The 15285-nt window shown below is 58.6% G+C and carries 11 protein-coding genes; 8 read left to right on the forward strand and 3 right to left on the reverse strand.

Annotation, left to right across the window (positions count from 1 at the left end; all coding sequences use genetic code 11):
- The first annotated feature begins 470 nt into the window (after positions 1-470).
- A complete protein-coding gene (locus ACGLHR_RS08485) occupies positions 471-2705 on the forward strand; it encodes a hypothetical protein (protein ID WP_400093206.1) in 2235 nt (744 codons plus the stop codon).
- A gap of 351 nt (positions 2706-3056) precedes the next feature.
- On the opposite strand, the gene cysC is transcribed toward ACGLHR_RS08485, so the two are convergent.
- Positions 3057-3671, reverse strand: a complete 615-nt coding sequence (gene cysC / locus ACGLHR_RS08490; RefSeq protein ID WP_400093208.1) for an adenylyl-sulfate kinase — start codon at positions 3669-3671, stop codon at positions 3057-3059.
- A gap of 255 nt (positions 3672-3926) precedes the next feature.
- Entirely contained in the window at positions 3927-5087 is a 1161-nt protein-coding gene (locus ACGLHR_RS08495; RefSeq protein WP_400093209.1) for a polysaccharide biosynthesis/export family protein, read from the reverse strand.
- Positions 5088-5233: 146 nt separating this feature from the next.
- Here ACGLHR_RS08495 and ACGLHR_RS08500 point away from each other — a divergent pair, with 146 nt between their 5' ends.
- The 7 genes from ACGLHR_RS08500 (at position 5234) to rfbC (ending at position 13495) form a co-directional block, all read left to right on the forward strand.
- Positions 5234-6388 carry a glycosyltransferase family 4 protein gene (locus ACGLHR_RS08500; RefSeq protein ID WP_400093211.1) on the forward strand — a complete coding sequence of 385 codons (1155 nt, stop codon included), beginning with the start codon at positions 5234-5236 and terminating at the stop codon, positions 6386-6388.
- Positions 6389-8398, forward strand: coding sequence for a capsular polysaccharide biosynthesis protein (locus ACGLHR_RS08505; protein ID WP_400093212.1), 2010 nt, complete (start codon positions 6389-6391; stop codon positions 8396-8398).
- Between the two features lie 96 nt (positions 8399-8494).
- A complete protein-coding gene (locus ACGLHR_RS08510; RefSeq protein ID WP_400093213.1) occupies positions 8495-9919 on the forward strand; it encodes a mannose-1-phosphate guanylyltransferase/mannose-6-phosphate isomerase in 1425 nt (474 codons plus the stop codon).
- 166 nt (positions 9920-10085) lie between these two features.
- Positions 10086-11150, forward strand: coding sequence for a dTDP-glucose 4,6-dehydratase (gene rfbB, locus ACGLHR_RS08515; protein WP_400093215.1), 1065 nt, complete (start codon positions 10086-10088; stop codon positions 11148-11150).
- On the forward strand, positions 11140-12057 hold the full coding sequence (gene rfbD, locus ACGLHR_RS08520) for a dTDP-4-dehydrorhamnose reductase (RefSeq protein WP_400093216.1): 918 nt from the start codon (positions 11140-11142) through the stop codon (positions 12055-12057). The genes rfbB and rfbD overlap by 11 nt, the downstream gene beginning before the upstream one ends.
- A gap of 11 nt (positions 12058-12068) precedes the next feature.
- Positions 12069-12947: a glucose-1-phosphate thymidylyltransferase RfbA gene (gene rfbA / locus ACGLHR_RS08525; RefSeq protein WP_400093217.1), complete on the forward strand. Its 879-nt coding sequence runs from the start codon at positions 12069-12071 to the stop codon at positions 12945-12947.
- Positions 12944-13495, forward strand: a complete 552-nt coding sequence (rfbC, locus tag ACGLHR_RS08530) for a dTDP-4-dehydrorhamnose 3,5-epimerase (protein ID WP_400093218.1) — start codon at positions 12944-12946, stop codon at positions 13493-13495. The genes rfbA and rfbC overlap by 4 nt, the downstream gene beginning before the upstream one ends.
- Positions 13496-13506: 11 nt before the next feature.
- Here the strand turns inward: rfbC and pgi are convergent, their stop codons facing one another.
- The gene (gene pgi, locus ACGLHR_RS08535; RefSeq protein WP_400093220.1) at positions 13507-15135 is read right to left on the reverse strand and encodes a glucose-6-phosphate isomerase; all 1629 of its coding nucleotides are present in this window, start codon (positions 15133-15135) and stop codon (positions 13507-13509) included.
- Between the last annotated feature and the right edge of the window lie 150 nt (positions 15136-15285).

Raw genomic sequence — 15285 nt, forward strand, 5'->3', positions numbered from 1 at the left:
CTTGCCATCCTTCAAGCTCTTCTTGTTGTTGCAGAGGCTTGAAAGTTAACACAAATTCGAATTTGTTAACAGTATTGAGCCTAGGCCGGGCGGCGGCTGTACTAGCGTGGTGATCTACTGCCCTGTTTATGTCAATGAGCCACCGGCACTATAACGCCGGCGGTGGATTGGTATCCAAGATACTGGTTATTCACCTAATACGATGGTTTAGATGGTCAATATCCTACTCCGGAAGTTCAGGGTACAATTTCCCGCCTGCGATATGCGTCGCTTGATAAAACGCGGCGCAGCCGGGTAAACGATAAGACGCAATGGCATATGTGGGAATAGGAGCAAAAAGTACAGCTTTCTTGACCACGATGTCTAAATGCTTTGTGTTAGAGTGCTGCGATATGCACTTCCATGCTGGGCTGTAGCGGACTTACATCGTCCTATTTGGAAATCATTATTAGATAACGCGCGTAATTCGGATGAACGCAATAATTATTCTTGGGATGCATCGAAGTGGCACGTCGGCGTTGGCTGGTGTGCTAGATTTGATGGGGGTGGATGCGGGTGATAATCTGCTTCCGCCCGTCAAGGGAGATAACCCGAAAGGCTACTGGGAAAACTCAGCAATCGTAGCTTGCCATGATGCGCTGTTGGCGAGGATTGGGTCTACTTGGCAGGATGATCGTCCACTTCCCGAGAATTGGTGGAAGGCTGAAGAGGTGGAACCCTTCCGCGTCCAGTTGATGGATCTTGTGCGCCATTACTATGGTGCTAAGCCATTATGGCTTTTGAAAGATCCAAGATTATGCCGTTTATTGCCGCTCTGGATGGATATACTGGTAGAGCTTGAGATATCGCCGCATTTCATACTTTGCTTGCGCCATCCTCGTGAAGTTGCTGCTTCTCTTGCCGCGCGAGAGGCGGTTCCAGAGGAGCTTTCATGCATGTCATGGCTGGCCCATGTCTTGGAGGCCGAGCGTTGGTCTGGCCATTCCCCTCGTACCGTTGTCACATATGACCTCCTGCTAAACGATTGGCAGGCGATAGTGCGAAATATCGCAGAAACTTTCAACCTGTCCTTATGCTGGGATAAACAAGCGGAAGTTAATGCTTTTCTTGAGCCGACATTAAGGCATCATTATGCCTCGCAAGACATATCAGCTTCTCATGAATCAGTAAGGCTGGCCGTCGACGCATATGAGGCAATAGAGGCAGATCAATTTGAAAATATTCCAGCTATACGCAATAGATTCGACCTACTGTCCAAATTGATTTCCCCCTGGTCCTTCGGTGGTGGATCAAATGGTAAATCGATGAATGAAAAAAGCATAGTTCAATTGTTCGTCGATAGCGGTAGTGGATTTTCGGAGTCCGAGTCGATTATTCATATTGTTGATGCGACCTTGCCTGAATGCAACCCCATTTTCGAGCTAGACAGTCGGAGGGGGGTAAAGGCTCTGCGTCTGGATCCTTTGGATGATAGCGTTATTTTGATTATTAATGATGCTTGTTTGATATCGGAGAGTGGGGAGAGCAGGCCTCTTGGAGAGCAGCGGACTAATGCATCTGTGGTTGCTGGGGATAAATATTTTTTTGAAACGTGCGATCCTCAGATCTATTTTGAAAATATCAATCCCGATGTTCTTGCCGATTCGATTCAATTCAGTATCAGGATAAGGTTCCTCAAAACCGGTCGGGAGGCGCAAGCGGAATCCATACATCAGCTTTACGCCGATAACACGCAACGTATCAGGGTGCTTGAAGTCGAGGCTAATGAGGCGCGAAAGACAGTCGAGGAAGAGCGCAAATTCTGGGGTGCTGAGCACGGCAAGGCACTTGCATTGCTATCGGAGGCCCACGCATCGGAGATCAGTGCTCTTGTTGCCAAAGACGAGGCGCTGAAAGCCTCGCACGATCAGCTGATCCACCTTCTGCTCGACGAGCGTGCGCAAGCCTTGCAAGAAGGTGGCGTACGCGAGGCACGGCTGAGGGAGGAAATTGAGGAAGAGCGCAATTTATTGGGTGCGGAGCATGAGAAGGCGCTTGCATTGCTAATCGAAGCCCACGCATCGGAGGTCAGCGCTCTTGCTGCAAAAGACGAGGCGCTGAAAGCCTCCCACGATCAGTTGATTCACCAGTTGCTCGACGAGCGTGCGCAGGCCTTGCGGGAAGGTAGTCTACGCGAAGCACGGCTGAAGGAGGATCACGAGCGGGCACTCCATAGCCTTCGGCAGGAGCAAGCGGATACCAGACGCCTCGCTGACGAGAGGGAAACTCGGCTTGAAGCAACCTACACACAACTGCTCGGGGTATTGCGCAGTGAACATTCAACTGCATTGGGCGAAGCCAAGGGACGAGAGGATCGCATGCGGGAGGAATACGAGCGCGGCGTGATGACACTCCGGGGTGAATATAACTCTGCGCTGGATGTGATAGAGTCGGGCGCTAGACGATTGGCAGCAGAGTACGAGAAGATGATCGCGCTTTCGCGAGACGAACATCTCGCTGCAATTAACGTAATGTCGGCCAGAGAGGAGTCTGCCAATCAGGCGAATCGAGAGACGCTGGCGCTCTTAAGAGCCGAGCACTTTACGCAATTGCAAGACTGCTTCCAGAAGATTAATGAGCTTGAACGAGCCTTGCAGGTGATTAGTAACTGGAGGGGATATGGATTTCTTTCTTGGCTGAATCGCCCCAAAAAAATAGGAATCTAGGGGATCATCGCTTTCTGACGTAGAGGGGGAAGGGGGGGGAAACTGGTGGAAAACACCCTGCAACCCTAGCGGCTGGATATCCGTGAGCAATATGAGCGGGAGTTCGAGGAGCGGCAGGAAGCTTGTGGGAAAGTCACGCTGGAATTCATGTCCCACAGCATGCATTTAGCCGAAACCGCCAGCGGGTGGCGTAGGTCGATCAAGCGGCTGCGAGAGGAGGGTGGTGTGCTCAAACCTCCGGAAAATGGCGCATATCGTATCGATTCCCGGAGTTCTACGCTTACCTTGGCAACCTTAATCCATTGTCTCATCTAGGCTCTTGGGGTGCTCGGACGACCATAGGAGTTGCGTTTACCGCAACAGCTTCCTCGCAACCAGTTTTGAAATAATCAGTGCCGCACAGTCTTGTGGATTCTTATCTACTGTGCGAATGTGAATTTCAGGTGACTGGGGAGGCTCGTACCGAGAATCGATCGTGGTGAAATTTCTGACCATTCCCCCCCTTGCTTTTGCATACAGGCCCTTGGGGTCTCTTGCTTCGGCTGTACTGGCGGGGGTGTCTACGTATACCTCCACGAATTCTCCGGCCTCGAATAATTTTCTCGCTGCAATACGATCTACTTGAAATGGCGAAATGAACGACGCCAAGACAATCAGGCCTCCATCAACCATTAATTTTGCAACTTCGGCTACGCGGCGGATATTCTCCTGGCGATCACCATCACTAAACCCAAGATCTTGGTTCAGACCAAGTCGAACGACATCGCCATCGAGAAGGAATGTGTGATAGCACTGTGCATGGAGATAGTGCTCGACAAGATTGGCGAGCGTGGTTTTCCCTGCCCCTGATATACCAGTGAACCATAGTACAAATGGCTTTTGGTTTTTCAAATCTGCTCGCTGCTGCTTGTCGATGGCTAAACAAGGTCGAGTGATCAATTCGGCAGAATATCTGTCTGTAGGCATTCTTATATGATGGGAATTTTGGGGCAAGGAACACTGAGATGATGCGTCATGATCCGCGCATCAATTCAGTGTAGCCTTTATATGATCCCAATTTCTATATGCAGATTCCTGGATCCGCTACTCGCCAAGTATGCTTGGCCTTTCCGAGGCATCGTTGGCAAAGCTCAGTTGGACGTAAGTGCCAATTTTTGCAAACGTCAAGCACCTTGACTCGATAGTGCGCAAACAGCACGGGCATTCCGGTTATAGCGGCGGTTACTTGAACGTATTCACCGTTGTTACAACCGGGTAAGCCACGGAGAACACCACATTCAAGAACTTCTGCAGCTCCGTGATCGGCGCATTCGACACGTACAGCAAATCCTTATTGTCCACCGGGAAGGTCTGCGCCACGAAGAAGCTGCCAGGGTCTTTCAAATTGATGCGGTAGATCACCGGCACCTTGCCATTTTGCGTGGTGCGTACCGGCTGGCGCGGCCAGGGCAGTGCCTTGGCGTCTTCAAAGCGGAAGAGGAACACGCCTTGTGCATCTGAGCGGGCATCGTCCAGACCACCAGCCCGGGCGATAGCCTGAGCCAGCGTGATGCCTTGCGCTTCGAAATTGACTTCCTGGTTCTTGCCGGTGGCGCCAAGCGCGGTGAAGCTGAGAGGTTGGTATAGCGCAGTCACCACGTCGCCGGCACGTAGGGGTACGTTCTGGCGGGGGTCACGGATGATGGTTTGCAGCGGCAGGGCCTGGACTTCGCTGCCGCGGGTGACCTGGATGGTCATCTTTTCCACGGGCTGGCGCACGCCGCCCGCGCTGGCAACTGCGTCGAGAAGCCGTTCGCCCCGTGGCGTCAGTTGCATGCGGGTGCTGGCGGCAACGTCACCTACGACGGTGACATAGGACGTAACATTCTTTGACAGTCTTACCAGCACCTGAGGCTGGTTGGCCTTGCCCTTGAGGGCTGCGGTGATGTCGCGTTCCAGTTGGGTGGTGGTTCGGCCGGCGGCCTTCATCTGGCCGGCGAAGGGAACGTTGATATAGCCGTCGCCGCTAACCATTTGCTCGGGCAGTACAGTCACCCTGGCATTGCTGGGGGCTACGCGCGGATCCGCGACCGAGGCGCCGAACAGGGTGGCCGGCGGTGCCTCCCAGACGGAGACCTCGATGGTGTCCCCCACGCCTAGCTGCTGCTGGAATTGCTTGTTGTTGCCCAGAGCTCTGGCGAAGTCATCGCCCTGACGTTCCGCAAGCAGCCGCTGGGCAACGTCCTCGGTGACATCGACGATCTGGATGCCAGCCGTGACGGACGCATTGACCGTATCCTGCACCTGGGACTTGGTTGGTCCGGAGGAAGACACGATGGAACAGGCGGTAAGGCTGATCGAGAGGGTCGATACGGCCAACAACACGGCGGGAAAGCTACGCATTTCTCGAGAGTCTCTTTAAGGCTAGGCTAATCTTTGCAATTATGGCATGTTCATGGCTAGAATAAGCTCCCTGCCGGCGAGCTCATTTCGGGCATTGTTGGAAATTCTCACACACTGCTTGCGGAATCTGATTCCCGCCACTACACGTGCTCCCGATATTCCTCGACGTTACGCGCCTTCTGGATCGCTTTGCCAAGCGCATGTTGCCGACTGGCGTCGATCGCGTCGGCCTCGCCTACATCCGGCACTATGCCTACCGGGCCCGTGCCGTGCTCAGCGAATACGGGTTTCACGTGGTGTTGTCGGAGCGCGAGTCGGCGCTGGCTTTCGAGCTGCTGTTGAACCAGGATTTCACCCGATCGAGGGCAGCGCGGGCCTTGATGGTGCGCGCGATTCTCGGCGGGATCCGGCGTGAACGACGCAGTCAGGGTGTGCTCCTGCATACCAGTCATTCCGGAATGGAGTTCGGCCGATATTTCAGAACGATGAAAAGAAGGGGTATTCGGTCTGTATTCATGGTGCACGATTTGATTCCGCTTACTCACGCGGAGTATTGCCGGCCCGGCGTGCGCGAGAAGCACCATGAAAGGATGCGCGTTGCACTAAGCCATGCGGACGGCATTGTTGCCAACTCCCAGGCCACGCTCGATTCTCTGGTTGAAACTTCGCAAAAGGCCGGTTGGACATTGCCGGCGACCGTGGTAGCCCGCCTCGCATCCGGCGTGCCTGCAGGCGTTGCCGGCGAGCGTCCTATCCAGCAGCCTTATTTCGTCATGCTCGGCACCATCGAGCCACGTAAGAATCATTGGTTTGCGCTCCACGTCTGGCGTCGCCTGGTTGAAGACTTGGGCGAGCGGGCACCGACACTTGTGGTGATCGGGCGGCGAGGCTGGGAATGCGAGAATGTGATCGATATGCTGGAACGCTGCGAGCCGCTACGCGGCAAGGTGATCGAGGAAGGCAACTGTTCGGACGAGCGTCTCCACAATTATCTGCACCATACGCAGGCCTTGCTGTTCCCGTCTTTCGTGGAAGGTTACGGTATGCCGCTGGCGGAGGCCCTGGCGATGAGCGTGCCGGTGATTGCCAGCGATCTGCCCGTGTTTCGGGAGATCGCCGCCGAGATTCCAGAGTATCTCGATCCGCTCGATGGGCCAGGATGGGCTTCCCGCATTATGGAATATGCGGACGCCGGCAGCCAGGGGCGCACGGCGCAGCTGGCGCGGATCAAGGGATTCCAGGAGCCGACCTGGAAAGAGCATTTTGAATTGGTCGACCAATTCATTGATGAAATCGCGTAGATGCGTGGTGAAGGCGCGGTCATGGGGCCCTTGATGCCGACGCCTGGCGTCAGCCTGCGCGGCGTGACACGCGGCTGGCGTACGCTGGCGTCCGTGACGGGCTTCGCTGGCGGCGTATGGGTCGGGAGGCCCGCGGGTCGGTTTTTCCATAGGCTTGCGCTGCAATGCGGGTTCGCCGCCCCGGCCTTGCTGCCCGGGCCGGTCTGGTCCGCCTGCGGGGTGGGGCTACCAATGTTGTCGTGGTTCACGCTACCTGGTCAGGGCGCCGGGCCGGACTTGCTGGCACCTGCGGTAAAGGCACTGCTCGAGAACACACCTGGCCTCGGGAGCGATTCGGAATTATCTGGGCTGATGACGCGCCTGGTTGCCGCATGTGCGGATCCTGTCCGCGATGCGGTGCCTCGTTGCCCGCCGGACTTGAGCGCGCCGCGCGGCAGGCTACGGGTATTGCTCATTGATCAATGCCGGGTTGCCGGGACGGATCGCGCCGCCTTCGGGCGGATGGTGGCGTCGGCCCGCGCGGAATACCCCGACGCGGAATTCTGGATCTGGCCGGCCACCGGCAACAGGCAGGGTTGCTTGTCTCGGTCGCGTGAACTCCCGGTTGGCGCGAGGCGTGTTGCCGGCGGCTTCAGCCTCTTCGCCTCGCTGCCGCACGTCGATCGTGTCTATACTGTGAGCGCGCCAGAAGGCATGCAGGCATTGTTGGCCGGGCTACCTGTGCGTGTCTTCGGTCGTCCTTACTATGCTGGCTGGGGATTGACGCAGGATGACCTGCCTATGCCGGACCGCCAATGCCGACCGACGCTCGCGGCGCTGTTCGACGCTGTTTATCTGCGCCTCGCGTCCTATTTTGATCCGGAAACGCACCGTCCTGGCACGCTGAAGCAGGTGCTGGACAGTCTCGAGTTGCAGCGCACGGTGCGAGCCCGCTATGCGGATTGCGCGCGGGTGGCGGGCGTACGGTTTCAGATCTGGAAACGGCATTTTGCCGAGCCGTTCCTGACAGCGGGCGGCGGTGAACTGCGCTGGCCTGCTTCGCCCGCGGACATCAAGCCCGGCGAGCGTGTGGCGCTCTGGGGCGGCAAGAGCAACGAGGGCATACCTGCAGGCACGCCCATGCTGCGCATGGAAGACGGGTTCCTCCATTCGGATGGTCTGGGGTCCGATATGAATGCGCCGTGCAGCCAGGTACTGGATCGGCAAGGTTTGTATTTCGATGCGCGCAGCCCGAACGAGTTGACGCGTATCCTGAATGACGTCCATTTCGACGCTGCGGAGCTTGCGCGCGCGGCGGCGCTGCGTGAGCTGATTGCCCGGCTGGGGGTGACCAAGTACAACCTGGGCCGGCGCGCGCCCGTCTGGCAAGCGCCGGCCGGCAAGCCCGTGATCCTGGTTCCGGGCCAAGTGGCGGACGATGCTTCGATTCGCTTTGGCACCGGGGCGCTGGGCACGGCGGAGGCGCTGCTCGAAGAGGTGCGCAGGCGCAATCCGGATGGGTTCATTGTCTACAAGCCGCACCCTGATGTCCTGTCGGGCAACCGGGTGGGACTGGTGCAGGCCCGCGAACTGGCGGATATCGTCGACGCCGATGCTGATCTGCTGTCGCTGGTCGATTGTGCCGACGAGGTACATGTGCTGTCCTCGCTCGCGGGCTTCGACGCACTGCTGCGCGGAAAGCGCGTGTTCACCTACGGACTGCCATTCTATGCGGGCTGGGGCTTGACCGAGGATGCGCTGGCGCAGCCCTGGCGTCAGCGGGCGCTGAGCCTGGACATGTTGGTGGCTGGCGTACTGCTACGCTACGCAATTTATTGGGACTGGCGCACCCGGCTCTTCACCACGCCCGAGTCCGTGGTGCGCAAGCTGGGGCGAACCGCGGGACGCCCGTTGGTGCCGATCGCGCGTGATCGTAGCCGCATGCTGCGCAAGGCATGGCGCTGGAGCCGCAATGCAGTGCGATATGGATGCTGGGTGTGGCAAAGTCGAAAGGCGGCGCAGATCCGATGAGTCCGATGAGTGCGATGAACTCGTGCTGGGAAGTCACCAGCTTTGTACGGAATTGGGCGATCGGTTGATCGCGGCGTATTCTTTGTGGGAACCGGTATGAGCATCTATCCTGTCATTCTTTGCGGCGGCAGTGGTACGCGGCTGTGGCCGATGTCCCGCGGCGGCTATCCGAAGCAGTACTTGAAGTTCGATGGAGGACACACGCTGGTGCAGCAGACAGTCCTGCGCTTGCGGAATGCTGGCGATGTGGCTGCGCCCATCATCATCACCAATGAGGAACAACGCTTTCTGGTTGCGGAGCAGTTGCGCAGTATTAGCGTGAAGCCTTCGTCAATCGTGCTGGAGCCGGTTGGCCGCAATACAGCGCCGGCAGTGGCAGTGGCGGCGTTGCTTGCGCGGCAAGCAACGCCGGATGCCTTGTTGCTGGTGTTGCCCTCCGATCACGTGATCCTGAACGACGAGGTATTCGGCAAACTAGCCGCCATCGCGGCAGGCATTGCCAAAGACAATTATCTGGTGACCTTCGGTATCGAACCGACCGAGCCACATACTGGCTACGGCTATATCCGTACCGGCGAGGCGCTGCTTGTCGAGGACGGCGCATACCGGGTCGAGCGATTTGTGGAGAAACCGGATGCCGCCACCGCCGGACGTTTCCTCGAAGAGGGCGGTTATTGCTGGAACAGCGGCATGTTCATGTTGAAGGCGTCGGCCTTTCTGGACGAACTGCGCCGCCATGAACCGGAGATCTTGCACCAGGCTGAGTTGGCCTTGGCGGCGGGCAAGCGTGACGTTGACTTCCTGCGGCTGGATGTGGAAGCGTTCAGTGCCTGCCCCAACGTGTCGATCGACTACGCCGTGATGGAAAAGACCGATCGTGCCGCGGTGGTGACCGCGGCTGGCCTCGGCTGGAATGACATTGGCTCATGGACGGCGCTGGCGGAGCTTGCCAAAGCCGACGCCAATGGCAATGCACTGTTCGGCGATGTGCTGACCGAGGATGTCAGCAATAGCTACGTGCGCGCAGAGCATCGCATGGTTGCAGCGGTTGGCGTGAAAGACCTCGTCATTGTGGAAACCGCCGATGCCATCCTCGTTGCCCACCGCAACAAGGCGCAGGACGTGAAGAAGATCGTCGAGCAACTGAATCGCTCGGGCCGGCACGAGTCGGTCACGCACCGCAAGGTGTTCCGTCCGTGGGGCTCGTATGAAGGTATCGACCAGGGTGAGCGCTTTCAAGTCAAGCGCATTGTCGTCAATCCGGGTTCCGCGCTGAGCTTGCAGATGCACCATCACCGTGCGGAACACTGGATTGTTGTGTGTGGCACGGCCAAGGTGTACAACGGCGACCAGGTGCTGCTGCTGTCGGAAAACCAGTCGACCTACATTCCCCTAGGGGCGACCCACCGGCTGGAGAATCCGGGCAAGATTCCGCTTGAACTGATTGAGGTGCAGTCGGGCTCTTACCTCGGCGAGGACGATATCGTGCGGTTTGAAGATCAATACTCGCGTATGCCGTAGGGGATGCCGGTAAAACGCTTTGGCCCGCGTGCTGATCCCTCGAGTATCAACGCGCCAAATAGTGCCGATCTAGAGTGCGCGCTCGCAAGGGCTTGTCTGTCGCATGTGGCTTGATGCTACTGCGTTTCGTTATCACATAAATTCACGCAAAACAGGGAGTGCAGATTTGGCACATATCGTTGTGACTGGCGGCGCTGGGTTCATTGGCGCCAACTTCGTTCTGAATTGGCTCGGCAAGGATGGCGCCGACAGCATTGTCAATGTCGACAAGCTTACTTACGCGGGCAACCGCAAGACACTTACCTCGCTGGATGGCGACAGCCGCCATGTCTTCTCGCAGACGGATATCTGCGACCGCGCCGCGCTGGACCAGCTGCTGGCGACCTACAAGCCGCGCGCCGTGGTGCACTTTGCCGCAGAGAGCCATGTGGATCGCTCCATCCACGGCCCGGGCGAGTTTATCCAGACCAATATCGTCGGCACCTTCGCGCTGCTCGAGGCGGTGCGCGCCTACTGGAGCGCATTGGATGACGAGGCCAAGGCAGCTTTCCGATTTCTGCACGTCTCTACCGACGAAGTCTTCGGCTCGCTGGAGGCCGACGACCCGCAGTTCTCCGAGTCCACGCCCTACGCGCCGAACAGCCCGTATTCGGCTTCAAAGGCCGCATCGGACCACCTGGTGCGCGCCTATCACCACACCTATGGCTTGCCGGTTCTTACAACGAACTGCTCCAACAACTACGGCCCGTATCACTTCCCCGAGAAGCTGATTCCGCTGATCATCGCCAACGCGCTGGGCGGCAAGCCCTTGCCCGTCTATGGCGATGGCCTGAACGTGCGGGACTGGCTGTATGTTGGCGATCACTGCGCCGCCATCCGCGAAGTGCTGGCGCATGGCCGCCTGGGCGAGACGTACAACGTGGGCGGCTGGAACGAGAAGACCAACCTCGACGTCGTCCATACCCTTTGCGATCTGCTCGACGAGTTGCGCCCGAAGGCGGCCGGCTCTTACCGGGACCAGATTACCTTCGTCAAGGACCGGCCTGGCCACGACCGGCGCTATGCCATCGATGCGCGCAAGCTGGAGCGTGAACTCGGCTGGAAGCCTGCTGAGACGTTCGAGACCGGTATGCGCAAGACTGTTCAGTGGTATCTGGACAACCAGGCCTGGGTGCAGGATGTGATGTCCGGGGAATACCGCAATTGGGTCGAGAGGCAATATGCAGCGTAAGGCCGCTCATACTCCCACCCTGCTTGTGACAGGGAGCAACGGCCAGGTTGGATTCGAGTTGCGCCGGAGCCTTGCACCGTTGGGCAATGTGATCGCGCTTGACCGCGCAAGTTGCGACCTGTCGCGCCCCGACGAACTGCGCCGGCTGGTCCGCCAGTACCGGCCGGAGGTGATTGTCAATCCTGCCGCGTACACGGCTGTGGACAAGGCCGAGACCGACGCCGAGACCGCGTTCGCGGTCAATGGCGCCGCCGCCGGCGTACTGGCCGAGGAGGCCAAGGCGCTTGGCAGCCTGTTGGTGCATTACTCCACCGACTACGTATTCGACGGCAACAAGGACGGCGCCTATGTGGAAGCGGATGCGGTCAACCCGCAGTCCGTCTACGGTAAGAGCAAGCTGGCTGGCGAGGAGGCGATCGCCGCATCCGGCGCGCAGGCGCTGGTTCTTCGCACGTGCTGGGTGGCCGGCGCCCATGGCGGCAACTTCACCAAGACTATGCTCAAACTGGGCCGCGAGCGCGACAGCCTGCGCGTGATTGCAGACCAGTTCGGCGCGCCGACCACGGCCGCGCTAATCGCCGACGTGACTGCGCAGATTGTGGCGCGCCACTGGCTGCAGGGCCAGCGTGATGCCTTCCCCGTTGGCGTGTACCACTTGGCCGCTGCCGGAGAAACCACGTGGCACGGCTATGCCACGGAAGTCCTGCGTTATGCGGCAGCACGCGGCGTCGAGCTGAAAGTGGACCCGGCGCGTATTGAGGCGATTCCGGCTACCGCCTATCCGCTACCCGCGCCGCGGCCGGCCAATTCACGGCTGGAGACTAGCAAGCTGCGTCAAACCTTCAACATTCATCTTCCGGATTGGCAGCAGGGCGTTCATCTCCTGCTAGACCAGATCCTTCCCTGATTTCAGAGACTATGCGCAAAGGTATTATCCTGGCCGGCGGTTCCGGCACACGGCTTTATCCGATCACTCGCTCGGTATCCAAGCAATTGCTGCCGGTGTACGACAAGCCGATGATCTACTATCCCCTTTCCACGCTGATGCTGGCAGGGATTCGAGACATCCTGATTATCTCGACGCCGGAGGATACCCCGCGCTTTGCCGACATGCTCGGCGATGGCAGCAAATGGGGCATCAACCTGCAGTACGCGGTGCAGCCCTCGCCGGACGGTCTGGCGCAGGCCTTCATCATCGGCCGCGACTTCATCGGCAACGACCCGTCTACCCTGATCCTGGGCGACAACATCTTCCATGGCCATGACCTCGTGGGGCAACTGGAGCGCGCGGCCACGCAGAAAGAGGGTGCGACGGTATTTGCCTATCACGTGCACGACCCCGAGCGTTATGGCGTGGTGGAATTCGACGATAAATTTCGCGCGCTATCGCTCGAAGAGAAACCCGTCAATCCGCGCTCTCACTACGCAGTTACCGGCTTGTATTTCTACGATAACCAGGTGTGCGATATCGCCGCTGATATCAAGCCATCGCCTCGAGGTGAGCTGGAAATCACTGACGTCAACAAGCGCTATCTGGAGATGGCGCAACTCGACGTGGAAATCATGGGCCGCGGCTACGCGTGGCTCGACACCGGTACGCACGATTCGCTGCTGGAAGCGGCTTCCTTCATTGCGACCTTACAGCACCGGCAAGGGCTGATGGTGGCTTGTCCGGAAGAGATCGCCTACCGCAGCAAGTGGATTGACGCAGATCGGGTTGCGGAGTTGGCGAAGCCGCTGTCGAAGAATGGATACGGCAAGTACCTGCAGCAGATTATTTTGGAAGCGATCAAATGAGCTTGAACGTCATTCGTACAGAGATTCCTGAAGTGCTGATTATCGAGCCGAAGGTGTTCGGCGACGACCGCGGCTTCTTCTATGAGAGCTTCAATGCCCGGCAGTTTGAGGATGCGACGGGAGTGAAGCGGACTTTTGTTCAGGACAACCATTCGCGCTCCGCGCGCAATGTCTTGCGCGGCCTGCATTACCAGATCCAGCATCCGCAGGGTAAGCTGGTGCGTGTTGTGGTTGGCGAGGTATTCGATGTTGCCGTTGATCTGCGTAAGAGTTCGCCCACATTCGGCAAATGGGTTGGTGCCACTCTCTCAGCAGAGAACAAGCGGCAATTGTGGGTGCCGGAAGGGTTTGCTCACGGCTTCGTGGTGACATCCGACTACGCGGAGTTCCTGTACAAGACCACGGATTATTGGTATCCGGAGCATGAGCGGAGCTTGGTCTGGAATGATGCCGATGTCGGCATAGAGTGGCCGCTCCTCAGCGCACCGATCCTCGCTGCCAAGGATGCATCTGGAAAGCGACTTGTCGAAGCGGAGCTCTTTGCTTGAAGAGTGCCTGATCAAAAGCAAGCGTGCTCGGTTCGCCGAGCGCGCGCGATCAGTGCCTCGGTAGAGGCATCATGCGATATGCAGGCTCCGCCAGTGAGCTCTGCCTCGATCGGTCTGGCGAGGGCCTTGCCAAGCTCGACGCCCCACTGGTCGAAGGAGTTGATGTTCCACACCACGCCTTGTACGAAGGTGCGGTGCTCGTAGAGAGCAATCAAGGCGCCTAGCGTGTGTGGGGTAACAGCGTCCATCAGCAGGGTGTTGCTGGGGCGGTTACCCTCGAACACCATGTGGGCGATGAGGCCTTCGTCTGTCATACCCGCCGCGCGCAACTCATCGGCGCCGCGTCCGCGCATCAGCGCCTCGCCTTGGGCGAAGCAGTTGGCAAGCAGCTTGGCATGGTGTCCCGGCAGCCCGCGCGGGGGCTTGAGCGGCGCGACGAAGTCGACGGGCACGATCTGGGACCCCTGGTGGATCATCTGGAAGTAGGCATGCTGCCCATTGGTGCCTGCCGTACCCCAGACCACCGGCGCGGTATGCGTCCGCACGCAATGCCCGTCGAGCCTGACGCCCTTGCCGTTGCTTTCCATTTCGAGCTGTTGAAGGTAGGCCGGGAACAGCTCCAATGATGTTGAATAGGGAGCGATGCAACTGCTCGGCACGCCGAAGAAGTTGCGGTACCAGATGCCGAGCATGCCCAGCACTACGGGCATATTTCGGTCCAGTGGAGCACTGAGAAAATGCTCGTCCATGGCGCGGCCGCCAGCCAACAGCTCGGCAAAGGTATCGAACCCCACTGCCAGCGCGATCGATAGGCCCACCGAAGACCACAGCGAGAAGCGCCCGCCGATCCAGTCCCAGAACTCGAACATGTTGGCGGAATCGATGCCGAAGTCGCGCACCGCCTGCAGGTTGGTGGAGACCGCAACAAAGTGCCTGGTGAGTTGATCCTGGGCAATCCCCTTGTCGAGAAACCACTGGCGCGCGCTGCACGCATTGGTCATGGTTTCGAGCGTAGTGAAGGTTTTGGAGCACACAATCACCAGGGTCTGCTCGGGGTTTAGCTTGGCCAGTATCTCGGCAAGCTCGGTGCCGTCGACGTTGGACACGAAATGCATGCTCGGGCCGCCATCTGCCAGGTGGGCAAGCGCCCGGCACACCATGCGCGGGCCGAGATCGGATCCGCCGATGCCAATGTTGATCACGTCGGTGATGCGTTTGCCGGTGGCGCCAGTCCATTCGCCGTTGCGTACCTGGTCGGCAAGGACCCGCATGCGGGCGAGCACATCGTGGATGGCCGCCATCACGGGCTCCCCGTCCACTGAGAACGAAGCATTGCGCGGTGCGCGCAGGGCAACATGGAGTACCGCGCGGCTCTCGGTTGTGTTGATGCGCGTGCCGGCAAACATGGTGTCGCGGCGCTGCCTGACCTCGGCCTCCCCGGCAAGGTGTGTGAGCAGGGTGAGAGTCTGGGGTGTAATCCGGTTTTTGGAGAAATCCAGGTAAAGGCCAGCCGCCTCCAATGAGAACTGCTTGACGCGCTCGCTCGCACAATCTCTAGCAAACCACTCACGCATAGGCGTTTCGCGCATGGCCTCGTAGTGTTGCAACAATTGGGGCCAAGCGTGAAAGTCCGTGGGCATATGCTTAAGATCGGAAGTGAGAGGGCGCGGGATTTGCTGGCCGCATCGAGCGCAAAGTATAGCGGGCCAGCTAGAAAAAGGGCGCGCGATGTGTGCTGGCGCGAAACGCCCCCCATAGGAACTCTCTGGGTTCCAGACCCGGGATCACAC

Origin of the sequence: Cupriavidus sp. CuC1, assembly GCF_044627735.1 — a bacterium.
Lineage (GTDB): Bacteria > Pseudomonadota > Gammaproteobacteria > Burkholderiales > Burkholderiaceae > Cupriavidus > Cupriavidus ulmosensis.

Bases quoted from the DNA above. Each gene is read 5' to 3' on its own strand.
- ACGLHR_RS08485 (WP_400093206.1), top strand. From the start codon at position 471: ATGAACGCAATAATTATTCTTGGGATGCATCGAAGTGGCACGTCGGCG.
- cysC (WP_400093208.1), bottom strand. From the start codon at position 3,671: ATGCCTACAGACAGATATTCTGCCGAATTGATCACTCGACCTTGTTTA.
- ACGLHR_RS08495 (WP_400093209.1), bottom strand. From the start codon at position 5,087: ATGCGTAGCTTTCCCGCCGTGTTGTTGGCCGTATCGACCCTCTCGATC.
- ACGLHR_RS08505 (WP_400093212.1), top strand. From the start codon at position 6,389: ATGCGTGGTGAAGGCGCGGTCATGGGGCCCTTGATGCCGACGCCTGGC.
- ACGLHR_RS08510 (WP_400093213.1), top strand. From the start codon at position 8,495: ATGAGCATCTATCCTGTCATTCTTTGCGGCGGCAGTGGTACGCGGCTG.
- rfbD (WP_400093216.1), top strand. From the start codon at position 11,140: ATGCAGCGTAAGGCCGCTCATACTCCCACCCTGCTTGTGACAGGGAGC.
- rfbA (WP_400093217.1), top strand. From the start codon at position 12,069: ATGCGCAAAGGTATTATCCTGGCCGGCGGTTCCGGCACACGGCTTTAT.
- rfbC (WP_400093218.1), top strand. From the start codon at position 12,944: ATGAGCTTGAACGTCATTCGTACAGAGATTCCTGAAGTGCTGATTATC.
- pgi (WP_400093220.1), bottom strand. From the start codon at position 15,135: ATGCCCACGGACTTTCACGCTTGGCCCCAATTGTTGCAACACTACGAG.